A 22,538-nucleotide genomic window follows, 5' to 3' on the forward strand; every position below is an offset into this window, starting at 1 on the left:
GCCCCATGACGTGCTGTCTCTGCTGCTGAAGGCTACCGCGCGGGGGAACGCGGGCGGACACCAGCAGGCCCGGAACGACGGGGCGGGGCGGCCGCCGGGCGCTCTTGTCCGGGCTCATGACCAGAGGTATCGGGGCTCACCACTCCAGGACGTAGGGCGTCCCGGTCGCGTTGAAGTGGCCGACATTGACGCATTCCGTACCGTCGATCCGGATCCGGCGGGCGAGCGGCTGGTGCACATGGCCGAAGAGGGAGTAGCGCGGCCGGGTGGTGCGGATGGCGTGCAGCAGGGCCGCGCTGCCGCGCTCGAAGCGGCGGGCGACGGTGTCGTAGCAGAGCTCGGGGACGTCGGGCGGGATATGGGTGCACAGCACGTCCACCTCGCCGACCGCCTCGATCTTGGCGGCGTACTCCTCGTCGCTGATCTCGTAGGGCGTGCGCATGGGGGTGGTCAGACCGCCGCCGACGAACCCGAAGACCCGGCCGCCGATCTCCACCCGCTGGCCGTCCAGGACGGTGGTGCCGGGTCCGGCGTACTCGGGCCACAGGCGCGGTATGTCGACGTTGCCGTAGGTGGCGTACGTGGGAGTCGGGAAGGCCGCGAAGAGTTCGGCGTACTGCCGGCGGACCGCGCCCTCGATGACCGACTCCCGGCTCACGCCGGTACGGTCCAGTCCGCCCCACAGTTGGCGGCCCAGTGCGCGGGCCTCCTCGAAGCGGCGGGCGGTGCGCAGTTCGACCAGTGCGTCGGCGTTCGCGACGCCGAAGAGGTCGGGGAAGATGCCGCGCGAGTGGTCGGCATAGTCGAGGAAGAGGACCAGGTCACCGAGGCAGACCAGGGCATCGGCGCCGGCTCCGGCAGCCGCGAGGTCCCGGCTGTTGCCGTGTACGTCACTGACCACATGCACACGCATGGCGTCACCCTAGAACGCTCGCGCGGGCACCGGGAGACGGGGCCCGGAGCCGGCGTTACTTTCGGGTCACCTACCCATTGGTCTAGTCTGCGCGGGTCAGTCCCCATGGCGTGTCCCGCAGCGTGTGACGCATCGAACATCTGGCCGTTCCCCCCTATCCCAACAGCGATACCGATGGGTAACGTCCGGGCAGTCCAATCCCCCCTGCATGATCGTGGACCGCCGCCGGTGTACACACAGCGTCGTGGCGCCGGCGCTTTTGAGGAGCAGCAGTCTTGCGCGAGTTCAGCCTTCCGGCCCTGTACGAGGTCCCCGCGGACGGCAATCTGACGGATCTCATCCGCCGAAATGCCGCGCAGCACCCGGATGTTGCCGTCATGGGACGCAAGGTGAACGGAGAGTGGCAGGACGTCACCGCCGCCGCCTTCCTCGCCGAGGTCCGCGCCGCCGCCAAAGGCCTGATCGCCTCCGGGGTCGGGCCCGGCGACCGGGTCGGTCTGATGTCGCGCACCCGCTACGAGTGGACGCTGCTGGACTTCGCCATCTGGAGCGCCGGCGCGATCACCGTCCCGGTGTACGAGACCAGTTCCGCCGAGCAGATCCAGTGGATCCTCGGCGACTCCGGCGCGGTGGCCTGCCTGGTGGAGTCCCCCACCCACGAGGCGACCGTCGAGTCGGTCCGCGACCGGCTGCCGGAGCTGGCGAACATCTGGCAGATCGAACGGGACGCCCTCGCCCGGCTGCAGGCCGCGGGCGACGGGATCTCCGACGACGAGGTGGAGGCGCGCAGCGCGCTCGCCGACGCCGACTCGCCGGCCACCATCGTCTACACCTCCGGCACCACCGGCCGCCCCAAGGGCTGTGTGCTCAGCCACCGCAGCTTCTTCGCCGAGTGCGGCAACATCGTCGAGCGGCTGCGTCCGCTGTTCCGCACCGGTGAGTCCTCGGTGCTCCTCTTCCTCCCCATCGCGCATGTCTTCGGCCGGCTGGTGCAGGTCGCCGCGGTGATGGCGCCCATCAAGCTGGGCCACGCCCCCGACATCAAGAACCTCACCGACGACCTCGCCTCCTTCCGGCCGAAGCTGGTCCTGGGCGTGCCCCGGGTCTTCGAGAAGGTCTACAACTCGGCGCGGGCCAAGGCGCAGGCCGACGGCCGGGGCAAGATCTTCGACAAGGCGGCGGACGTCGCGATCGCCTACAGCCGCGCGCTGGACACCCCGGAAGGCCCGTCGCTCGGCCTGAAGCTGAAGTACAAGGTCTTCGACCGTCTCGTGTACGGCAGGCTGCGCGCCGTCCTCGGCGGCCGCGCCACCCACGCCATCTCCGGCGGCGCCCCGCTCGGCGAACGCCTGGGCCACTTCTACCGCGGTATCGGCTTCACCGTGCTGGAGGGCTACGGCCTGACGGAGTCCTGCGCGGCCACCGCCTTCAACCCCTGGGACCGGCAGAAGATCGGCAGTGTGGGCCAGCCGCTGCCCGGCTCGGTCGTCCGGATCGCCGACGACGGCGAGGTGCTGCTGCACGGCGAGCACCTGTTCACCGAGTACTGGAACAACCCGTCGGCCACCAAGGAGGCGCTGTCCGACGGCTGGTTCCACACCGGCGACCTCGGCACCCTCGACGAGGACGGCTACCTCGCCATCACCGGCCGCAAGAAGGAAATCCTCGTCACCGCGGGCGGCAAGAACGTCGCCCCGGCCGTGATCGAGGACCGTATCCGGGCGCACGCCCTGATCGCCGAGTGCATGGTCGTCGGCGACGGCCGGCCGTTCATCGGCGCGCTGATCACCCTCGACGAGGAGTTCCTGCCCCGCTGGGCCCAGGAGCACGGCCACCCGGCCGGGGTGACACCGGCTCAGCTCGCCGAGGACCCGCAGCTGCTGGCCGCCGTCCAGCGCGCGGTCGACGACGGCAACGCGGCGGTCTCCAAGGCCGAGTCGGTACGCAAGTTCAGCATCCTGCCGACCCAGTTCACCGAGGAGTCGGGCCATGTCACGCCGTCGCTGAAGCTCAAGCGGAACGTGGTGGCGAAGGACTTCGCCGAGGACATCGAGGCGCTCTACCGCGCGTAGGGGCGGCCGGCCCCCGCCGGGCCAGGCCCGCTCCGGGACCGCCGGAATCCGCCGTCGTGGCTGTGTGCCACGGCGGCGGATTGTCGTTTGGGCCGGACCGCGGGCGTCCGCCTACAGCAGTTCCTTCAGCCGTTCCGCCAGCAGGTCCCAGCGCCACTTCTCCTCCACCCAGGCACGGCCGCGTTCGCCCATCGAGCGGCGCAGCGCGGGGTCCCGGAGCAGGGCGATGATGCGGTCGGCCGTCGGGGCCGGGGACCCGCCGGGGACGACCCAGCCGGTCTCGCCCTCCAGGACGGCGTCGGGGGCTCCGCCCGAGTCACCCGCCACCACGGGCAGGCCGGTGGCGGAGGCCTCCAGGTAGACGATGCCGAGGCCCTCGACGTCGAGCCCGCCGCGGCGGGTGCGGCACGGCATCGCGAAGACGTCGCCGGCGCCGTAGTGGGCCGGCAGCTCCTCCCACGGGACCGCGCCGGTGAAGCGCACCGCGTCCGCGACGCCCTTCTCCCGGGCCAGCGCGTGCAGGTCCTGCTCGTACGGGCCGCCGCCGACGATCAGCAGCACGGCCTCGGGCACCGCGGACAGGATGGCCGGCATCGCCTCGATGAGGGTGTCCTGGCCCTTGCGCGGCACCAGCCGCGAGACACACACCACCACCGGCCGCCCGGCGAGCCCGAGCCGCTCCCGTACGGCGTCGCCGCCCGACCCGGGGTGGAAGGTCTTCTCGTCGACGCCGGGCGGGAGTTGGACCATCCGCGCGGCGGCCTCCGGGGTGAGCGCACCGGCGATCCGCGAGCGGGTGTACTCGCCGAGGTAGGTGAGGGTGTCCGTCCCCGTACCGATCCGGCGCAGCAGTTGGCGGGCGGCCGGCAGCTGCGCCCAGCCCGCCTCGTGGCCGTGCGTGGTCGCCACGATGCGGCGTGCGCCGGCCGCACGGAGCGCGGGCGCCATCAGCCCGAGCGGTGCCGCGGCCCCGAACCATACGGAGGAGCAGCCGTGTTCGCGCAGGAGGCCGGTGGCCCGCCGGGTCGCCCCCGGGGTCGGCAGCAGCATCGTCGTACGGTCCCGGATCACCGGGAACGGCTGCTCCGCGTCGAAGGCGGCGGTGGCCGCGCGCCCCTCCTCGCTGCGCTTCCAGGTCGAGGCGTAGACGACGACCTGGGTGGGGTCCAGGCGCAGCGCCATGCTGTGCAGGAAGGCCTGGATCCCGCCCGGCCGGGGCGGGAAGTCGTTCGTGACGATCAAGGTCTTGTGCACGATGGTCTCTCGACGGTCGGTCTCGGCGGTTGTGGCCCGACAGTACCGGTCGGTGCCCGGTGGGCGGCCGCCCACCCCGCCACGCCCGTGCCTCCTTTACGGTCGTGACAGCCACCACCGGCATCATGCAGGCAGCACGGGCGGGCGGCGGCGGTAGATACGGGGAACAGGGCGCCGGGTCGAGGCCGCGAGCGGCGCCGACGGCCGGCGGCCGAGAAGCGATGAGGTGACGATGACCAGCATCAGCAGAGCGCGCGGGGTGTGGCTCCCGGTCGCGGCCTGGGCCCTGACCCGGGCCGTGGTCCTGCTGTGCGTCCTGAGAGTGCTGGTGCTGCCGGGGCCGGATGTCACCACCGATGTCTCGGTGATCTACCAGGGCTGGTTCGAGGTCCTCAAGACCGGCACCTTCCCGCTGAACGATGTGACCTGGCAGTACCCGCCGGCCGCCGCGCTCGCCATCCTCTCCCCCGGTCTGCTGCCGTTCCTGGGCTACGCCCCGGCGTTCTACGTCCTGGTCCTGGTCGCGGACGCGGCGACGCTGGCGCTCCTGCTGCGGGCCGGCCGGCGGGCGGACCACCGGCCGGCCGGCGCCTGGGTGTGGATCGCGGGGGTGGCGCTGCTGGGCCCGACGGCCTACGCCCGCTACGACCTGATGGTCACCGCCGTCGCCGTCGCCGCGCTGTTCGCGGCCGTGCGGCGGCCACGGGTCGCGGGCGCGCTGATCGCCTTCGGGGCGCTGCTGAAGGTCTGGCCCGCGCTGCTGCTGACCGGCGCCGCGCTGCGCGGCCGCCGGGCCCGCGCCCTGTGGTGGAGCGCGGCCGGCACCGCGGCCGCGCTGACGCTGTTCTTCGTGGCCGCCGCACCGGGCGCGCTGGCCTTCCTCACCTTCCAGCGCGACCGCGGTACGGAGGTCGAGTCGCTCGGGGCGCTGGTCTTCCATGTCGCCCGCCACTTCGGGTGGGACGGCCAGGTGCTGCTGAACTACGGCTCGCTGGAGTTCCTCGGCCCGGGTGTCCCGTTCGTCAGCACCGTGGCGCTCACCCTGAGCCTGGCCGCCGTGGGCTGGCTGTTCCTGTGGCGGGTGCGGGTCCGGGAGCTGCGCCCCGCGACGCTGTGCGAGGCCGCCTTCACCGCCACGCTGCTGTTCACGACCACCAGCCGGGTGATCAGCCCGCAGTACATGCTGTGGCTGGTGGCGCTGGGCGCGGTGTGTGTGACCGTACGCGCCGGCCGGCAGACGCTGCCGGTGGTGCTGGTCCTGCTCGCCACCGGGGTCACCCTGCTGGAGTTCCCCGTCGGATTCGCGGAGGTCGTGGCGAGCGAGCCGTGGGGGGTCACCCTGCTGTTCGTGCGCAACGGGCTGCTGGTCGCCGCGTCGCTGCTCGCCTGCCGCCGGCTGTGGGCCTCGACGCGCGGCGACGGGCAGGAGCGGACCGGGACGGCCGGCGTGGTGCGCGCGCGCCGTGCCGCCGACGCGACCGCCGCCGCTGCCCCGGAGCTCGCCGGCACCGCCGCGCAGCCACGGACGGACAGGGCGACGCCGGCGCCGTGAGCCCCTCCCCCGCCCTCACCGCGCCAGCTGTTTGCGTACATAGGCCCGCCACTGCCGGGTGAACTCCGCCATCCCGACGCCCAGTTGGGCGCGCAGGGCGCGGTCCGTCCGGTCGGCGCGGGCCTTCGGCCGCTGTCCGGTGCGGGCGGGCGGAGTGGCCGGCCGGGGGCCGGCGGAGCCCGCCGTGGCCGCCTCGATCGGCGCCCCCGCCCTCGCCGCGACCGGTACCGCGCTCTTGCCCGCCGCCCGGTAGAAGGCGATCAGCTTGGCCTCGCCCCACTTCTCGGCGATCATCCGGCAGGCCAGCCAGCTGCCCTCGTACGCCTTCGCCAGCCGGTCGGCGCCCGCCTTGAAACCGAAGTCCTCGTCGGTCGGCAGTCGGGCGGGGAGCTTGCCGGCGGCGGCCGCGCGGGCGAGTTCGGGGGCGGTGAGGGCGGCCTTGCGGCGGATACCGCGGTAGGCCGCCCAGTCGGCGAAGCCCTCGGAGAGCCACAGCGGGGTGGCCGGCGTGGTGGCCGTACGGGTGGCGACATGGGCGGTCTCGTGGGTGAGGACCACCCTGCGGCCCAGGTCGTTGAGCTCCTCGTACGCGTCCGGGTTGATGATCACGCGGTCCGCGGGCGCGGTCGTCGAGACCCCCGCCTCCCCGGTGGTGACCGCCGCGATCCCCGCGTAACCGGACGGATCGTCGCTGCCCATCAGCTGCGCCATCCGCTCGACCGAGTCCGGCGCCTCCACCACGACCTTCTGCGACCACTTGCCCTTCCAGGCCGCGGAGACCGCGGGCACCGCCTGGTCCACCCGGTGCGCCAGGTCCTTCAGCCGCGCCCGCTGGGCGGTACTGCCGAGCACCAGGCTGTACCGGCCGCGGACCAGCTGTACCGGCCCCTGGTCCCACAGCTGGCGGGTGCCGCTCCGGCCGGCCGCCGCGCCGTCGGTGTCCGAGGAGATCAGCCAGCGGCCGTCGCGCTCGGTCAGGGTGAGGTACTGCACGGCATGGACCGGTGCGGAGTCGAAGCCCTTGAGGCGGTAGCGCAGCCGCACCTTCGCGGCCAGCCGCGTCCGGTCCCCGTCGGCCGGGAGCGGGAAGGCGTCGGTCGAGTCGAGGTCGTAGTGCCAGTCGGTCAGCGGCACGCCCTTGAGGTGGCCGAACATCGCGCGCTGACGGTCGCGGTAGCCGGTGGCCCGCGGGTCGACGGAGGCGAGGAAGCCCGCCGCGTCCCGCCGCTCGACGGCCCGTGCGCGGGTGTCGAGCATCCGCTGGACGTCGGGGAAGCGCGCCGTGGCCGGCGGGGGCCCCGCGGGCCCGCAGCCGGCCAGCGGGGCGAGCAGCGCGAGGAGCAGGGCGCAGCAGCCCGCCGCCGCGGCCCGCGACGGCCGCCGTCTCGCCCACCGGTGTGACATGCGGACGATCGTAGATCCGGCCCGGGCGGGGCAAAAACGCGGAGATCCGCCTCAGGGCCTGGTGACGGACGAGATCGGCATCATCCCCACGGGGTCGTAGCGGACCCGTGCGCCGGGGTAGGGCGCGTGGACCACTTGGCCGTTGCCGACGTACATCCCGACGTGGCTGGCGTCCGAACGGTAGATGACCAGGTCACCGGGTTGTGCCTGACCGAGCGACACCTGCCGTCCGGCGCCCCGCTGGGCCTGCGAGGTACGCGGGAGGGAGACTCCGGCCCGGCCGTAGGCCCATTGGGTGAGTCCGGAGCAGTCGAAGGACGAGGGGCCGCTGCTCCCCCAGGCGTACGGGCGGCCCACCGCGGCGCGCACCGCGGCGACGGCGGCGGCGGCCCGCCCGGAGGCCGGTACGGCGCCGCCCAGGTCCGGGACCGCCTCGCGGTGACCGTCGCTCCGGGAGGCCCGTTCGTAGGCCGCCCTGTCGCCCTTGGGGAGCGCGTTCAGCAGCCGTCGCGCGGTGGCCAGCCGACGCTGGACGTCCTTCTTGTGGCGGGCGACGGCCTTGCGGCTGGTCTCCAGCTCCGCGAGCTTCCTGGCGCCCTCCCTGCGCTGCTGCTCCAGGGAGCGCGTGGCCGCCCGGAGGCCGCGCAGCTCATCGGCCTGCCGGTTGCCGAGCCGGTCGAGCGCGGAGGCCTTCTCCAGGTAGGTGTCGGGCCGTTCGGAGAGCATCAGCCGCACCGTGGGGTCCACCCCGCCCGCCCGGTACTGGGCGGCGGCCAGCGCGCCCAGCCGGCCGCGCATCCGGTTGACCCGCTCCTGGGCGCGGGCCGTGCGGTCCTGGAGGGCCGCCACCTCGTGGCGCAGCTCCTTGGTCCGGGCCTGTGCGCCGTTGTACTTCTCGGTGGCCCGCTCCGCCTGCGCGTAGAGGCTGTCGACCCGTGCGGTCGCCGCCTCACGGGCGGTGGACGGGTGGCCCGCGGGGTCGGCGGAGGCCGGTGGAGCCGACAGCGCGGCGGCCGCGGTCGCCAGGGCGGCCGACACAACGGTGACCCCGGCGAGGGTGGTCTGGCCGTGCTGCGAGGTACGGCGGTGGGACACCACGAGAGCCGCACTCCTTCCATGGGGGTCCCCCCTGCTCGAGCGCAGCCGAGAGCTCGGGGGAAGCCCCTGCCGCCCCGGAGGGCGGTCGGTGGACCGGATGCTGCGCGGGCAGAGAGTACGGTGCCGGTGCACACCGGCCAAAAACCCCATTCGGCCGCAAAAAGCCGCCCCGCCGGTGACTGTGCAGGTCACCGGCGGGGCGGCAGGTCAGCGGCGGAGGCCGCAATTCGCCCGTTCGGGCGGCAGGTTGAGGCAGTCGTGAGGTCTTTCAGACCCGCACGCCATACATGAAGGGCATGTTGTTGATCGACTCGTAGCGCACGTTGGCGCCCGGCTTCGGTGCGTGCAGGACCTGGCCGTTGCCCGCATAGAGGCCGATGTGGTGCAGGTCGCTGTAGAAGAGCACCAGATCGCCGGGCTTGAGGGCGCTCTGCGAGCTGATCTGGGTACCGGCGCTGGCCTGTGCCTGCGAGGTGCGCGGCAGCGACTGGCCGGCCTGCTGGTACGCCCAGGAGGTCAGACCCGAGCAGTCGAAGGACGACGGGCCGGTGGCGCCCCAGACGTACGGCGAACCTATCTTGGACTGAGCGGCGGACAGGGCGGCCGCACCGCGCTGCGAAGCCGGCACGTCATCGCCGAGGTTGACCCGCGAGTTGCTGCGGTTGGCGCGGTCCTCCTCGGCCTGCATGGCCGCCCGCTCCTTGGCGGTCATCTTGTTGAGCAGCTCCTGCGCCTTGCCGAGCTTGCCCTTGATCTCGTCCTTCTTGTCACCGAGCGCCTTACGGGTCTCGGAGAGGTCCTCGATCTTGCTCGCGGCCTCCGCGCGCTCCTGGGCGAGCCGGCGCTGCTTGTCCGCGATGGTCTTCAGCTGGTCGGCCTGCTTGCCGCTCAACTGGTCGAGCGTGGCGGCCTTTTCGAGGTAGGAGTCCGGGTCGCCGGAGAGGAACAGCTGGACCGAGGGGTCGATGCTGCCGCTGCGGTACTGGCCGGAGGCGACCGCGCCGAGACCCTTGCGGAGCTGGTTGAGCTCACCCTGACCACGGGCGACCTTGTCCTGGAGGTCGTCGACCTCCTTCTGGAGCTTCTCCTGCTGCTCCTTGACGCCGTTGTACTTCTCGGTGGCCTGCTCGGCCTCCCCGTAGAGCTTGTCGACCTCGGACTTGACGTCCTTCTTCGACTGGTGGGGGTCGGCCTGGGCGGCCTGGGACGAGAGGGCCACGGCCGCGGCGGCGGTGGCGGTCAGCACGGTCACGCGGGTACGGCTCGGCTGCTTGGGTCGACGGTGGGACGCCACGGGGGCGAGCTCCTTCTTCCTCCAGCCGCCTACCGGGAAGTGGGGGGGTGAGACCCCGGCTCCGCGTGAACGCCGCGGACTCGGCGGTTCCTTCACGGTTCATCCCGGTTGGATGATCAGATTCATGAAGGTTCGGGCCTGACCTTAGTAACCGAGCTGTGATCGCTTCAAATCCTCAGGGAAAAATTCTGCGCCACAAGCCCCATCCTTTACCAACATCACACAGGTAGTAAGCGCCACTTGACGCTCAGATACGGATCGCCGGCGGATTTCCGCGTCAGGCGCCTCCGGCAGGGGGATTCTCAGGTCCTGGCAAGTCGCTTGAGAAGCAAGGCCGATGCGACCGGGCGGGCCCCGGCCTTCGCCACCCCGTCGGCCACTTCCCGGTCCGTGGAGACCACGACGACCGGGCGGCCGGGCGGTTCGGCCCTTACGAGCTGACGAATCAACTCATCGGCCGTTACGCCCGGTTTACTGAACAGGACCCGGACCCCGCGCGGCGGCGCGAGCAGCACCGGCGCCGCCAGCTCCGCCCCGTCGAAGACACAGGTCATCTCGGCGCCGGTCTGCGCCGCCAGCACCGCGAGACCGCCCAGCAGCCGCAGCCGCTGCTTTTCGAGCGGCATGGTCGGATAGCCGGTTTTGGTGACGTTGTAGCCGTCCACCACCAAATGCGCCTGCGGCAGGGCGAGAAGCTGGTCGAGCAGCGCCGGGTCCATCTCCGACAGCGCCCGGGTCGCGATGTCCTTGGGCGTCATCCGCCCCGGCGCGACCGCCTCGACGGTGTCCGCCGGGTGGACGTTCGCGGGCGGCAGGGCCAGTTCGCGGCGCAGCCCCTGTGCCGCGTCCAGGACCGTGTCCAGCAGCAGGCGCAGCCGCATGTCCTCGACGCTGCGGCCCTCACGGGCGGCCCGCCGGCTGGTCTCCAGCGCCGTCTCGGCCTCGGCGATCCGGCCCTTGAGCCGGCGCACTTCGCTGTCCGCGGTGGTCTTCTCCGTGGCCGCCCGGTCCCGCGCCTCCGTCAGCGCGGCCTCGGCCTTGCGGACCGCGGCCTCACCGCGCTTGACGTCGCTGAGCGCGCTGCGCAGCTTGCGCCGCAGCGACTCGTTCTCCTTGCGGACGGCGTCCAGGTCCACCCGGATCCGGTCGGCCTCCGTACGGGCCTCGCCGCGCGCCTGCGCCAGCTCCTCGCGCAGCCGGGCCAGCTCCTGCTCGGCCTCCTCGCCGGCCCGCTCTGCGCGCGCCCGCTGGGCCTCCTCACCGGCCGCCGCAACGAGCTTGACCCAGCCTTCGGGCCGCAGCACATAGGCCGCCGCCGCGACATCGAGCGGATCGGCGGCCGCGGGCGGGGTGCCGTGCTCCAGCGCCGCGGTGAGTTCCGGCTGCGCCTCCCGCAGCTTGCCCGCGATCCGCTGCCGGAAGACCGCGTCGCTCTCCAGCGCCGCGGCCATCGCGTTTCCGGCGAATTTGGCCCGACGAGTCGGGGTGAACCGGGCGTACTGCCGCAGCGGGGGCGGGAGTTCGGCGACCGTCAGCGCGCCGAACGACTCCGCGGTGAGCGCCACGACACGGCGCCGTACGCCCTCGGGCAGCGGTCGGTCGAGCACCTCGTCCGCCGCACCCTCGGGTACGTCGTCACGCTGGGCCCCCGGCTCCCCTTCTGGACGGTCCACCACGGCTGCATCGCTCCGATCTCAGGCGTTCGCGCCCGGACGGTCCACCAGCTCGATCTGGTCGACCGCGTTGCACCAGCGGCAGCGCACGGACTCGATGCTCTCACTGAGGACCTCGCGCTCCTCCACCTTCGGGTCCCCGGCCAGGTCCAGGTGGACGTACTCCACCACCTTGGACCGGCGGGTCACGTCGAAACGCGTGAGGTTGCCGCACAGCGTGCAGCGCCACCGTGTTCCGGCCGTCGGCAGGGGAACAGCCATCGTGTCGTCCTCTTTCGTGATCGTCGTCATGTGCTGCTGCGCGGTTCACGCGGTGCGCCGTCGGACTGCGGAAGTACAGCAAAGTACTGCCTGTAACCCTACGGCCTGACGGGGGGCCGCTGCGGGCCCGCCCAGGTGACGGGACACGGCGAGGCACTCTGTCCCGATTGCCCGCATTGAGTCATGATCACTTCATGACGGCGCCGGCCCCCTCACCCCGTTCTCCCCGCTCGTCCGGTCTCCTCCCCCGCCGTCCGCCCACCACCCGGTCCTTGACCGCGGTGTTCTCGCGGATGACGAATGTGCTGATCGGCCTGTGCTGTGCGGTCTTCGTGCTCGGCCCCGCCTCCGGCCTGAACCGGATATACGGCACCGGCGATGCCCTGCTGAAGGCCCAGACCGCCTATTACGAGCGGTGGGGCGTGATCCCACTGGATCTGTGGAGCGGCTCGGTACGGGCGCTGATCACCCCGCTCACCGCACTGTTCGTGCACGGCAGCTGGCTGCACCTGCTCGGCAACGTGCTCTTCCTGTACGTCTTCGGCGCGATGGCCGAGGCACGCATGGGCCGGCTGCCGTTCACCGCCTTTTACCTCATCATCGGCTACCTGGCGCTGCTCGGCTACGCGGCCGCACACGCCGGCTCGGGCCAGACGCTGGTGGGTGCCTCCGGCTCCATCTCCGGTGTACTGGGCGCCTTCCTCTACCTGTTCCCCACGGCCCGCGTCACCAGCCTCTTCCCCTTCCTCTTCTTCCTACCGCTGCGCTTTCCCGCCTGGATCGTGCTGCTCTTCTGGTTCGCCCTGCAGTGGCAGGCCGCGCAGGACGACCCCCGCGGACCGGGCGTCGCCTACCTCGCCCATGTCATCGGCTTCGCGCTCGGCTTCCTCTACGCATGGGCCCGCTACGGGAGGGATAGTGTGGGAGCCACCAGGGCGAACGACCGGGCGACCGAGGAAGAGAGCCAGCCGTGATCACGTCGATCGTGCTCATCAAGACCAGCGTGGACCAGATCCCGGAGATCGCCGAGAAGATCGCCGCACTGGACGGGGTCAGCGAGGTCTATTCGGTCACCGGGGCCCACGACCTGATCGCCATGGTGCGGGTCGCCGCCCACGACGACCTCGCGGACGTCATCCCCGGCCGCATCAGCAAGATCCCCGGCGTCGCCGCCACGGAAACGCATATTGCGTTCCGCACGTATAGCCAGCATGACCTTGAGGCCGCCTTTGCGATTGGGCTGGAGGCCTAGCCCTTCTTTTCCCACGTTTTCGGCTTTCCCGCCGTGGGGGTTGCTCACCGTTTGTTGCCCGCTTTGCGGTGCACTCGCCGTTGCGCCTGCGGCGGGCCGGTCCGCTGCGCGGGGCTGTCGGGGTGCGGTGACGGGCCTCCGGGGTAGGGGTGTGGGACTGCTTCGCTTTACGTCCCACACCCCTACCCCTCCGGCCCGTCCCCTCCCGTTGGGGGGTGGGAGAAACCTTGGTGGGGGTGCCCGCCGCTGGTCATGTGCTCCTCGCGAAGCAGAAATGAAACGTCCTACGGACGCCCGCCCCCACCCACCGTCACTCACTCCCCCAACGGGAGGGGACGGGCCGGAGGGGCCTGGTGTGTGGACGTAAAGCGAAGCAGTCCACACACCAGGCCCCGGAGGCCCGTCACCGCACCCGACACCCACCGGCCCGCCGCAGGCGCAACGGCGGGGAACCCGCAAGCGTCACCCGCACCCACGCCCCGCGCAGCGGAGCCCTAACGGCGCGAGGCCCCTACGGCGGGCAAGCCGAAAACGTGGGAATCAAGCGGGCACACAACGCCCGGCTTCGGTGCGGTAGTTCCAGCGGGCGCCGTTCGTCACCAGTTCCTTGACCGCGCGGACGAAGCGGTCAACATGCTCATCCGGCGTCCCGGCGCCAAAACTCACGCGGATGGCGTTGAGGGACTTTTCGCCGGGGGCCGCGTCGGGGGCGCCGCACTCGCCGGGGTCCTGGGGCTCGCTGCCGAGGAGGGTGCGGACGAGGGGGTGGGCGCAGAAGAGGCCGTCGCGGACGCCGATGCCGTACTCGGCCGACAACGCGGCCGCGAAGTGGGAGCTGTTCCAGCCCTCGACGACGAAGGAGAGGACGCCCACCCGTGCGGCGTCCTCGCCGAAGAGGGAGAGCACGGTGACCTCGGGTACGTCGGCCAGGCCCGCGCGGAGGCGGGCGATCAGCTCCTGTTCGCGGGCGACCAGGCCGTCGAAGCCGGCCTCGGTGAGGGCTTGGCAGGCCGAGGCGATCGCGTAGGCGCCGATGACGTTGGGCGAACCGGCCTCGTGCCGGGCCGCGGTGGTGTGCCACTCGACGTCCACCCCGCCGTCCGTGCGCCGGGAGACCTTGCGGCTGGCGCCGCCGCCCGCCAGGTACGGCTCGGCGTCCCGCAGCCAGTCCGCGCGGCCGGCCAGCACTCCGGCGCCGAAGGGCGCGTACAGCTTGTGGCCGGAGAAGGCGACCCAGTCCGCGTCCAGTTCCCCGAGGTCCACCGGGTGGTGCGGGACGAGCTGCGCCGCGTCCAGCACGATCCGGGCGCCGTGCGCATGCGCGGCGGCCGCCAGCTCCCGCACGGGCCACAGCTCCCCGGTCACATTCGACGCACCGGTCACACAGACCAGCGCCGGGCCGTAGGGCTCGCGTGCGGTCAGCGCCTTCTCCAGGGTGTCGACCGCCTGCTGCGGGGTGCGCGGCGCGTTGAGGTACGTCACCTCGACATCGGGTCGCTGCTCCCACGGCAGCAGCGAGGCGTGGTGCTCGGTCTCGAAGACGAACACCCGGGTGCCCTGCGGGAGTACGGCGGCGAGCAGGTTCAGCGAGTCGGTGGTGGAGCGGGTGAAGACGACCTGGTCCTCGGCCCGGCAGCCGAGGAACTCCGCAATGGTGCGGCGGCTGTTCTCGAAGAGGTCGGTGGACAGCTGCGAGAGGTATCCGGCGCCGCGGTGCACGCTGCCGTAGTACGGGGCGTAGGCCGCCACGTCGTCCCAGACCCGCTGGAGCGCGGGGGCGCTGGCGGCGTAGTCCAGCGCGGCGTAGTCGACCTCGCCGCCGGTCACGAGCGGGACGAGGACATCCCGGCCCAGAACCGGCAGCGGGGCACAGACGGAGCGGTCGGCGGCAACGGCGGAAACAGACATGGCGAACTCCCGTGAGGGGTGAGCGAATTCGCCGCGGGCGGGGGCGCGAAGAAGCGTCGGGGCACCGCGGCGGGAAAGAAAAAGGGGATGCGGAAAAGGGGCCGTCGGGCCCTAGCGCATTCGCTGAATCACGGAAGTGCTCCCTCGGGGACCAGGATCCCTGGCGAGGGATCCGCGCTTGCCGCAGACCTCGCTGCCTACGGCCTGGTCATCACCCGGGGCACCCCGCCACGGAAGGAGGGTTGCCGGACAGCGGGCCGGGGCCTGCATCGCTGTCACTCGTGACCTGGGCAGAATCATGCCACACGGGCAAAGAGGCGCAAGGCCCGGTCCGTATGACGGACTGAGCCTTGCGTCACACCCTGCGTCACCGCGCGCTCATGTGTTGCTGGCGGCCACCCAGCGCTCCAGCGCCCGCTTGGCCGCCCCGGAGTCGATCGAGGCGGCGGCCCGCTCGATCCCGGCCCGGATCTGCTCGGCCAGCGGAGCGTCGGCCGGCTCCAGCGCGACCAGCGCCGCCGCGGAGTTCAGCAGCACCGCGTCGCGCACCGGGCCGGTCTCCCCGTCCAGCAGCCGGCGGGCCACATCCGCGTTGTACGAGGCGTCCGCCCCGCGCAGCGCCTCCACCGGCACCAGGGGGATCCCCACGTCCCGGGGGTCGAAGGGCTCCTCGCGCACCGTGCCGTCCCGGACGATCCACACCCGGGAGGTCGCGGTCGTGGTCAGCTCGTCGAGGCCGTCGTCGCCGCGGAAGACCAGCGCCGACGAGCCGCGCTCGGCCAGCACCCCGGCCAGGATCGGCGCCATCCGGGCGTCCGCGACACCGGTCGCCTGGGCGCGGACCTTCGCGGGGTTGGTCAGCGGGCCCAGGACATTGAAGGTCGTACGGATACCGAGCTGGGCCCGGGCGTTGGCGACATGCCGCAGCGAGGGGTGGAACTTCACCGCGAAGCAGAAGGTGATGCCCGCTTCCTGGGCGACCTCGGTGACCCGCTGCGGGGTGAGGTCGAGATTGACCCCGAGCTTCTCCAGGACGTCGGAGGCACCGCTGGCCGAGGAGGCGGCGCGGTTGCCGTGCTTGACGACCTTGGCGCCGGTGCCGGCGACCACGATCGAGGACATCGTGGAGATGTTGACGGTCTTGGCGCCGTCGCCGCCGGTGCCGACGATGTCCACGCTGGGGCCCGGCACCTCGATCAGCCGGGCGTGCGCGTACATGGTGCGCACCAGACCGGAGATCTCGGCGACGGTCTCGCCCTTGGCGCGCAGCGCGACCGCGAACCCGGCGATCTGGGCGTCGCTGGCCTCGCCCCGCATGATCTTGTCCATCGCCCAGGCGGTGTCGTCCGCGCTGAGGTCACGGCCTGCGAGCAGGGCGTTGAGAAGACCCGGCCAGGTGTGGGCCGCCACGCTGTCGCCGCCAACCGGGGTCACAACGTTCATGGTCCACACTCCTGGATTGTCTCCTGCTTATGCCGTCACCCTATCGAGCCGCCGGGCACGCCGGAGGGCCCCGTCCGGTTGGGGTATCCCCTGCTCCTTAAGAGCTTGGGGAACGGACGGGGCCCTCTGGGTGGCGTACTCCCTACAGTGCGCTAGGAAGCGCTGCGGTGATCAGTGGTGGCCGTGGCCGCTGCTGATCTCCTTGTACTCCTCGACCGTGGCCTTCGGGATGACGTTGTCCTCGCCGTAGTAGGCCTTCGAGAGCTTGGCGCGCAGCTTCTGCGAGCGCGACAGCTTGCGCTCCACACCGTTCTCGTCGACCTCCGGGCCGAGCTCGAGCGGCGCGGGCTGCTCGTGCTGCGTGAGCAGGTGCAGCTGCTCCTGGTCGAGCGGCTCGTGGACCTCGATGAACTCACCGTGCGGCAGGCGCTTGATGATGCCGGACTCGCGGCCGTGCAGCACCTTGTCCTTGTCGCGCCGCTGCAGACCCAGGCAGATCCGCTTGGTGGCGATGAAGGCCAGCACCGGAAGGACGAAGAATCCGATCCGGACGAACCAGGTGAGCGAGTTGAGCGACAGGTGGAAGTGCGTCGCCCACAGGTCGTTACCGCCACCGATCAGCATCACGAAGTACGCGACGAGCCAGGCGACACCGAAGCCGGTACGGGTCGGGACGTTGCGCGGGCGGTCCAGGATGTGGTGCTCGCGCTTGTCGCCCTTGACCCAGGACTCGATGAACGGGTAGACCGCGATCGCGACCAGGACCAGCGGGAAGATCAGGATCGGGATCAGCACACCGAAGTTGAGGGTGTGGCCCCAGAAGTTCCACTCCCAGCCCGGCATGACACGCACCAGACCCTCGGCGAAGCCCATGTACCAGTCCGGCTGGGCGCCGGTGGACACCTGGTCCGGCCGGTAGGGGCCGATCGCCCACACCGGGTTGATGCTGGCGATCGCGGAGATCACCGCGATCACACCGAAGACCAGGAAGAAGAAGCCTCCGGCCTTGGCCATGTAGACCGGCAGCAGCGGCATGCCCACGACGTTGTTGTTGGTCTTGCCGGCACCCGGGAACTGGGTGTGCTTGTGGTAGAAGACCAGGATCAGGTGCGCCACCAGCAGGCCGAGCATGATGCCCGGCAGCAGCAGGACGTGCACCGTGAAGAACCGCGGGATGATGTCGTGCCCCGGGAACTCCCCGCCGAAGATGAAGAACTGCAGGTACGAACCGACCAGCGGCATCGCCAGGATGACGCCCTCGATGAACCGCACACCGGTACCGGAGAGCAGGTCGTCGGGGAGCGAGTAGCCGGTGAAGCCGGTGAACATGCCCAGCACCAGCAGCAGGAAGCCGAACAGCCAGTTGACCTCACGCGGCTTGCGGAAGGCGCCGGTGAAGAACACCCGCATCATGTGGACCATCATCGCGGCCAGGAAGACCAGCGCGGCCCAGTGATGGATCTGGCGGATCAGCAGACCACCGCGCACGTCGAAGCTGATCTCCAGCGTCGACTCGAAGGCCTGCGTCATCCGGATCCCCTGCATGGGCACGTAGGAACCGTGATAGGTCACCTCGGCCATGCTCGGGTGGAAGAACAGCGTCAGATAGACACCGGTCAGGATGATGATGATGAAGCTGTAAAGCGCGACCTCACCCAGCATGAAGGACCAGTGGTCCGGGAAGATCTTGCGCATGTTGGACTTGGCCAGGCTGTAGATGCCCAGCCGGCCGTCCGCCCAGTCGGCGATCCGCTCACCCCGGGGCGCCTTGCCGCGGCGCGGGGTGGCTCCGCTCGTCTCGTTACTCATCCGCGCTCCCAGAAGCTCGGGCCGACGGGCTCCTCGAAGCCGCTTGCGGCCTCCAGGAAGCCGTCCTTCTCCGTGATGTGCAGCTGCGGCAGGGCGTGTCCGGCCGGACCGAAGATCACCCGACCGCCGTCAGAGAGGTCGAACGTCGACTGGTGGCAGGGGCAGAGCACGTGGTGCGTCTGCTGCTCGTACAGGCTGATCGGGCAACCCACGTGGGTGCAGATCTTCGAGTACGCCACGATGCCCTCGTGCGACCAGGAGAGTTCGTGCTTGTCCTTGATGTTCTGCGGCTGGATCCGCACGAGCATCAGGGCGTCCTTGGCGATCTGGACGTTGAAGTCCTCGTCGTGCTCCTCCAGGCCCTCGGGCTTGGCGAAGGTGAGGGAGCCGACCGCGATGTCCTCGGGACGCAGCGGGAGGTTGGTGGACTGGTTGACCAGGCGGACGCCCTTCTTCCAGCCCGTGGTGCGCAGCTTGTTCCCGGGCAGCGGCCCGAGGTCACGCAGCAGCACGACACCGGAGAGCGGCACCAGGGCCAGCGCACCGAACATCGTGTTGCGGATCAGCTTGCGGCGGCCGACCTGCGACTCCTTCGCGCCCGCGGCGAAGTCGGCCATGACCTTGGCCTTGACCTCCGGCGCGGCCTCGATCGGGTGGCGCTCGTCGGCGACCTCCTCGTCCGACATCAGCGTGCGGGCCCAGTGGACCGCGCCGGCGCCGATGCAGAAGAGTGCCGCGCCGAGCGTCAGACCGAGCGCGAAGTTCAGCGCGCTGATGTTGCCGATCGGCCAGATGTAGACGTTCTTGTCGATCGGGATCGCCACGTACGAGGCGATGAAGGCGACCGTGGCGAACATCGACACGATGAAGAGGAGGGCCACGGTGCGCTCGGAGCGCTGGGCAGCCCGCTCGTCGATGTCCTGGGCGCGGTGCTCGTGGGGCGGCAGCCCCGGGTCGGCGAACGGGTTCTCCGCCGTGGCCACCGCACCTTCGTGAGCCGTCTCCCGCTCACCGGGAAGGGTTTCTTCTGGCACGTCTTCGTGTCGTCCAGTCTCGCTCATGACTTCTTGGCCTTCGTAGTCCGGGCTGCGACCCAGATGGCGACCGCGACCAGCGCGCCCAGGCCGAAGATGTAGCCGAAGAGACCCTCACTGACCGGACCGAGACCACCGAGGTCGAGGCCGCCGGGGCTCTCGGATTCATCGCCGTTGACGGCGTCGAGGTACGCGATGATGTCCTTCTTGTTCTGCTGCGACAGCGAGCCGTTGCCGAAGGAGGGCATGTTCTGCGGGCCGGTTTCCATGGCCTCGTAGATGTGCTTCGGGTCCACGCCCTCAAGCGTCGGTGCGTACTTGCCGTCGGTCAGGGCGCCGCCCTTACCGGTGAAGTTGTGGCACTGCGCGCAGTTGGTGCGGAACAGCTCGCCGCCCTTGCCGATGTCGGCACCGTCCGGGCTGTACTGATCCTTCTCCGGCACGGTCGGGCCGGCGCCCAGCGAGGCGACGTAAGCCGCGAGCTGGTCGATCTGGGCGTTGGTGTAGATGTTCTTCTTCCGCGGCACCTGGGCGCCGGGCTGCTGGGCCGGCATACGGCCGGTGCCCACCTGGAAGTCCACGGCTGCGGCGCCGACGCCGACCAGGCTGGGGCCGTCGGAGGTGCCCTGACCGCCGGTGCCGTGGCAGCTGGCGCAGCCCACGGCGAAGAGCTTCTTGCCCTCCTTGATGGCAAGAGACTGGGCGGTGTCATCGGCCTGAGCCTTGTCCGCCGGCGCGAACGCGGCGTACAGCCCCCCAGTGACCGCCAGCGCGAAGAGTAGGACGACGAGCGCCGCCAGCGGATGGCGCCGTCGTGCGGAGAGCTTTTTCACGGATTACCCCGGTGTCAGGATCTTCTGCGTCGATGCTTTGGATATGTCTGTCTGATACGAGCCGGTACGGGCCCGGACTACTTGATCAGGTAGATCGTGGCGAAGAGGCCGATCCAGACGACATCGACGAAGTGCCAGTAGTAGGACACGACGATGGCCGCGGTGGCCTGCGTGTGGGTGAACCTCTTGGCCGCGTACGTCCTGCCCAGGACCAGCAGGAAGGCGATCAGACCGCCCGTCACATGCAGTCCGTGGAAGCCGGTGGTCAGGTAGAACACCGAGCCGTACGGGCCGGACGAGAGCGACAGGCCCTCGTGCTTGACCAGCTCCGTGTACTCGAAGACCTGACCGCCGATGAAGATCGCACCCATGACGAAGGTGACCACGAACCAGGCCCGGAGCTTCTTGACATCGCCGCGCTCGGCCGCAAAAACGCCGAGCTGGCAGGTCAGAGAGCTGAGCACCAGGATCGTGGTGTTGGTCGCGGAGAACGGAAGATTCAGCGCATCGGCGGATTCCTTCCAATACTCGGATCCGGTCACCGATCGAAGGGTGAAGTACATCGCGAAGAGGGCCGCGAAGAACATCAGCTCGGAACTCAGCCAGATGATGGTTCCGACGCTGGTGAGGTTCGGCCGATTGACCGACGGGTGCGCGTGCCCGGTTTCTACTGTCGTTGCTGTCGCCACGACCGACATTATGTCGGTCGCTTATCCCGCCCTCACTCCGGGGGGTGCCGTTCGGTGTGTCAAGGACGTATGCCCTGCTCGTACGGACCCTTTCCGCGGTCGCTCGAAGGAGGGACGCACCCGGCCGGCCACGGAACCCCGGCCCCGCCGGCACCGGTCCTGACGGGCCGTCGGGCAGATCTTGGATCCGGTCAACCCCTCCTGCGGGCGCCCCCTGCGGGAGTAGCATCCGCCCCACCCGATGCTGTGCCGCTACGAAGCGTGGAGGAACGATGCAGGCGACTGCCACGGTGCTGGTCTACAGCGACAACGCCAACACCCGCGAGCAGGTCCGGCTGGCGGCCGGACGGCGCCCCGCCGCCGATGCCCCGCAGATCGAGATCCTGGAGTGCGCCACCGCGCCGGCCGTCCTGACGGCCCTGGAGCAGGGCGGTATCGACGTCTGTGTGCTGGACGGCGAGACCGCTCCCGCGGGCGGTATGGGCGTCTGCCGGCAGATCAAGGACGAGATCTACCGGTGCCCGCCGGTGCTGCTGCTGATCGGCCGCCCCCAGGACGCCTGGCTGGCCACCTGGAGCCGGGCGGACGCCGCGGTGACCCATCCGCTGGACCCGGTGGCCTTCGCCGACGCCCTGGCGGGGCTGCTGCGCCGCAGGAACCTCGTACAGGCCTGAGCGGCCTGCTGGGCGGCGCTCAGATCCTCGGGCGCAACCGGGCGTCGCCGACCGGGTTCTGCGCTCGCTCGGCCGCTCCTGTGGTGCTGGAGGCCTTGCTCTTCAGCGCGCTGCCGTCCCGCCATTCCTTCCAGGGCATGTTCCAGTCACCGAAGCCGTTGTCGAACGGCGTCATGGTGTCGCCGCCGCTGTTGACGACCTTGACGACGTCGCCGACCCGCACGGTGTTGAAGAACCACTGGGCGTTGCCCGTGGACATGCCCGTACAGCCGTGGCTGACGTTCGCCGCACCCTGTGATCCGACGGACCAGGGTGCGGCGTGGACGTACTCCCCGCTCCAGGTCACCCGGGTGGCCCAGTAGACCGGCAGATCGTAGGACTCCGAGCTCCCGGCGGCGATGCCGACGGTCGAGCTGCGCATCCGTACGAAGCTCTCCTTGCCGAGGACGACCTTGACGCCGTTGCGGGTGGAGAATCCGGGCTTTCCGGTAGTCACGGGAAGAGTCTTGATCGACTCACCGTTGCGCCACACCGTCATCTGGTGGGTGGCGGCATCGGTCACGGCCTCCACGCGGTCGCCGGTGGTGAGCTTCACGGGCTTGGACGGGCCTCCGTAGAGCCCCTTGGCGATCTTCAGGCCCGCCAGGTTGCTGTGCACCGAGATCGTGGCGTGGGCGGGCCAGTACTCCTTCGGGCGGAAGTGCAGTTTCTTGTTGTCCACCCAGTGCCAGGCGCCCTCGACCCGCGGCATGGAGTCGACCTTCAGGGCGCTCTCCACGATGGCACGGGCCTTCGGGTCCTTGATGGGCTGGCTCAGCTCCGCGGTGACCGGCTGGCCGACGCCGTACTCGCCGGCCTCCGGCCCGAAGGCGGCGGTCAACTGGCCGTCCGCGTCCTTGGTGTTGACCACGAGCGTCTTGCGGCCGGGTGAACCGTCCTCCTCCTCGGTGCTCACCCGCACCGTGTAGCGGGTGCCGGCGGCCAGGGGCACGGTGGTACGCCAGTGCCTGCCGTCGGCGCTCAGCTCACCGTGGACGAAGCGGCCGGTGGAATCGGTGGCCGTCACGTCGGTGATCCGCGCGTCGTCCCCCTTGACGGACACCTCCAGCGGCTTGTCGGGATCCGCCTTCTTCTTGCCGTCGGGGGTGTTGGCCGTGATCTGGTCGGCCGCGTCATAGGGATTGGCGGAGAGCGCATCCGAATCCGAGCCCCCGCACGCGGTGGCGCTCACCGCAAGGGGCACGAGCAGGAGGCCGCAGCTCAGCACCGTCCGGGTTCGAGGTCTGTGACTCATGCCCCAAAAATATGAAGAATCACCTGTCCCAGCGCGCTGGAGGACTGCAAACGGGTCTGCCCCCGGCACCCAAAAGCGGCG

Annotated in this window: 19 protein-coding genes and 1 riboswitch; of the genes, 5 read left to right on the forward strand and 14 right to left on the reverse strand. The window is 70.7% G+C overall.

Translation table 11 applies throughout. The features are described 5' to 3' along the window. Positions 1–136 precede the first annotated feature (136 nt). Positions 137–913 (reverse strand): metallophosphoesterase family protein, encoded by a 777-nt coding sequence (locus tag NUT86_RS12085; RefSeq protein ID WP_018093501.1) that lies wholly within the window; start codon positions 911–913, stop codon positions 137–139. 275 nt (positions 914–1,188) lie between these two features. On the opposite strand from NUT86_RS12085, the gene NUT86_RS12090 reads away from it, so the two are divergent. After that, the gene (locus tag NUT86_RS12090; protein WP_018093500.1) at positions 1,189–2,985 is read left to right on the forward strand and encodes an AMP-dependent synthetase/ligase; all 1,797 of its coding nucleotides are present in this window, start codon (positions 1,189–1,191) and stop codon (positions 2,983–2,985) included. 111 nt (positions 2,986–3,096) lie between these two features. On the opposite strand, the gene NUT86_RS12095 is transcribed toward NUT86_RS12090, so the two are convergent. Continuing rightward, positions 3,097–4,239 (reverse strand): glycosyltransferase family 4 protein, encoded by a 1,143-nt coding sequence (locus NUT86_RS12095; RefSeq protein WP_026170343.1) that lies wholly within the window; start codon positions 4,237–4,239, stop codon positions 3,097–3,099. 232 nt (positions 4,240–4,471) lie between these two features. Here NUT86_RS12095 and NUT86_RS12100 point away from each other — a divergent pair, with 232 nt between their 5' ends. Continuing rightward, positions 4,472–5,791, forward strand: coding sequence for a glycosyltransferase 87 family protein (locus NUT86_RS12100; RefSeq protein ID WP_274735083.1), 1,320 nt, complete (start codon positions 4,472–4,474; stop codon positions 5,789–5,791). Positions 5,792–5,806: 15 nt separating this feature from the next. On the opposite strand, the gene NUT86_RS12105 is transcribed toward NUT86_RS12100, so the two are convergent. From NUT86_RS12105 to NUT86_RS12125, 5 genes are all read right to left on the reverse strand, one after another. After that, positions 5,807–7,195 (reverse strand): hypothetical protein, encoded by a 1,389-nt coding sequence (locus tag NUT86_RS12105; protein ID WP_274735085.1) that lies wholly within the window; start codon positions 7,193–7,195, stop codon positions 5,807–5,809. A 51-nt stretch (positions 7,196–7,246) separates the two neighbouring features. Then, positions 7,247–8,293 (reverse strand): C40 family peptidase, encoded by a 1,047-nt coding sequence (locus tag NUT86_RS12110; protein ID WP_266449816.1) that lies wholly within the window; start codon positions 8,291–8,293, stop codon positions 7,247–7,249. A 268-nt stretch (positions 8,294–8,561) separates the two neighbouring features. Beyond that, complete coding sequence (locus NUT86_RS12115) at positions 8,562–9,587, reverse strand: C40 family peptidase (protein ID WP_159488523.1); 1,026 nt, start codon at positions 9,585–9,587, stop codon at positions 8,562–8,564. Between the two features lie 302 nt (positions 9,588–9,889). Continuing rightward, positions 9,890–11,263 (reverse strand): NYN domain-containing protein, encoded by a 1,374-nt coding sequence (locus NUT86_RS12120; protein ID WP_159488521.1) that lies wholly within the window; start codon positions 11,261–11,263, stop codon positions 9,890–9,892. An 18-nt stretch (positions 11,264–11,281) separates the two neighbouring features. Beyond that, complete coding sequence (locus NUT86_RS12125; protein ID WP_026170342.1) at positions 11,282–11,521, reverse strand: hypothetical protein; 240 nt, start codon at positions 11,519–11,521, stop codon at positions 11,282–11,284. Positions 11,522–11,814: 293 nt separating this feature from the next. On the opposite strand from NUT86_RS12125, the gene NUT86_RS12130 reads away from it, so the two are divergent. Both NUT86_RS12130 and NUT86_RS12135 read left to right on the forward strand, forming a co-directional pair. Beyond that, a complete protein-coding gene (locus NUT86_RS12130) occupies positions 11,815–12,495 on the forward strand; it encodes a rhomboid family intramembrane serine protease (RefSeq protein ID WP_026170341.1) in 681 nt (226 codons plus the stop codon). Continuing rightward, a complete protein-coding gene (locus tag NUT86_RS12135; protein WP_018093491.1) occupies positions 12,492–12,773 on the forward strand; it encodes an Lrp/AsnC family transcriptional regulator in 282 nt (93 codons plus the stop codon). Before NUT86_RS12130 ends, NUT86_RS12135 begins: the two co-directional genes overlap by 4 nt. A 540-nt stretch (positions 12,774–13,313) precedes the next feature. Here the strand turns inward: NUT86_RS12135 and NUT86_RS12140 are convergent. From NUT86_RS12140 to ctaE, 6 genes are all read right to left on the reverse strand, one after another. Beyond that, positions 13,314–14,681: an aminotransferase class V-fold PLP-dependent enzyme gene (locus NUT86_RS12140; protein ID WP_274735092.1), complete on the reverse strand. Its 1,368-nt coding sequence runs from the start codon at positions 14,679–14,681 to the stop codon at positions 13,314–13,316. Positions 14,682–14,850: 169 nt separating this feature from the next. Next, positions 14,851–14,968: riboswitch (SAM riboswitch) on the reverse strand. Positions 14,969–15,059: 91 nt separating this feature from the next. Beyond that, entirely contained in the window at positions 15,060–16,124 is a 1,065-nt protein-coding gene (gene trpD, locus NUT86_RS12145) for an anthranilate phosphoribosyltransferase (RefSeq protein WP_093645864.1), read from the reverse strand. 171 nt (positions 16,125–16,295) lie between these two features. Beyond that, positions 16,296–17,933, reverse strand: coding sequence for a cytochrome bc1 complex cytochrome b subunit (gene qcrB, locus NUT86_RS12150; RefSeq protein WP_159488518.1), 1,638 nt, complete (start codon positions 17,931–17,933; stop codon positions 16,296–16,298). Then, positions 17,930–18,994 (reverse strand): cytochrome bc1 complex Rieske iron-sulfur subunit, encoded by a 1,065-nt coding sequence (qcrA, locus tag NUT86_RS12155; protein ID WP_093645868.1) that lies wholly within the window; start codon positions 18,992–18,994, stop codon positions 17,930–17,932. The genes qcrB and qcrA overlap by 4 nt, the downstream gene beginning before the upstream one ends. Beyond that, positions 18,991–19,800 (reverse strand): cytochrome bc1 complex diheme cytochrome c subunit, encoded by an 810-nt coding sequence (gene qcrC / locus NUT86_RS12160; RefSeq protein WP_018093708.1) that lies wholly within the window; start codon positions 19,798–19,800, stop codon positions 18,991–18,993. The genes qcrA and qcrC overlap by 4 nt, the downstream gene beginning before the upstream one ends. Positions 19,801–19,877: 77 nt before the next feature. Beyond that, entirely contained in the window at positions 19,878–20,498 is a 621-nt protein-coding gene (gene ctaE, locus NUT86_RS12165; protein ID WP_018093709.1) for an aa3-type cytochrome oxidase subunit III, read from the reverse strand. 263 nt (positions 20,499–20,761) lie between these two features. Between ctaE and NUT86_RS12170 the strand changes: the two genes are divergently transcribed. After that, positions 20,762–21,163 carry a hypothetical protein gene (locus NUT86_RS12170; RefSeq protein WP_018093710.1) on the forward strand — a complete coding sequence of 134 codons (402 nt, stop codon included), beginning with the start codon at positions 20,762–20,764 and terminating at the stop codon, positions 21,161–21,163. A 19-nt stretch (positions 21,164–21,182) separates the two neighbouring features. Here NUT86_RS12170 and NUT86_RS12175 read toward each other — a convergent pair whose 3' ends face one another. Then, positions 21,183–22,457, reverse strand: coding sequence for a L,D-transpeptidase (locus tag NUT86_RS12175; RefSeq protein ID WP_174876404.1), 1,275 nt, complete (start codon positions 22,455–22,457; stop codon positions 21,183–21,185). Between the last annotated feature and the right edge of the window lie 81 nt (positions 22,458–22,538).

This window comes from Streptomyces sp. G7(2002), assembly GCF_028870195.1.
Classification (GTDB): domain Bacteria; phylum Actinomycetota; class Actinomycetes; order Streptomycetales; family Streptomycetaceae; genus Streptomyces; species Streptomyces nigrescens.